This window comes from Paraburkholderia sp. BCC1884 (genome assembly GCF_900996225.1).
Lineage (GTDB): Bacteria > Pseudomonadota > Gammaproteobacteria > Burkholderiales > Burkholderiaceae > Paraburkholderia.
On record NZ_CAAJGL010000146.1, the window covers coordinates 1 to 490 of the forward strand.

Below are 490 nucleotides of genomic sequence, written 5' to 3' on the forward strand. Positions count from 1 at the left end.
ACCCCTTAACAATTTCTTACATTTCTGTTTTATGCGCCGTAGCATAGGGGCGACCTTCGCCCGCCGATTTGCGAATGTCTGTTCTCGCCGTGTTGTTGTCGGAATCAATCAAGCCGCCAACATGACACTACTTATTGAGATTTGTCACATTCGGCGGAAATGCCTGCGTGAAGTTCAGGGGAAATTGATTTCAGTCAATGCATTGAAATTTGACGCGGAGTAGCAGACTTCATCTCGATACGAATAAGGACCAGCTGGGAACGACCGAGTGATTGTTCATTTCCGAGCGGATCGGAACGGAAGAAGGGACGGGATCGAGAATGTTTCAGCCGTACATGGCGGGATGCCGTGCGGCTTTCCGGATGGAGTGAATGGCGACATGGGCCACTGCACTGGTTAATCCTGCACCACTGCAAATGTTTGCGTCAAAGCCAAACGTCAGGAATTTCGAAGGATTGTGAGCGGTAACTGTCGGCGTCGTGCATGGTCG

The 490-nt window shown here is 50.6% G+C and carries 1 protein-coding gene; it reads left to right on the forward strand.

Annotated elements, in window-relative coordinates:
- Positions 1 to 223: hypothetical protein (locus tag FQ705_RS34360; protein ID WP_222105687.1), on the forward strand; the 223-nt coding region annotated here is incomplete at its 5' end.
- Positions 224 to 490 lie beyond the last annotated feature (267 nt).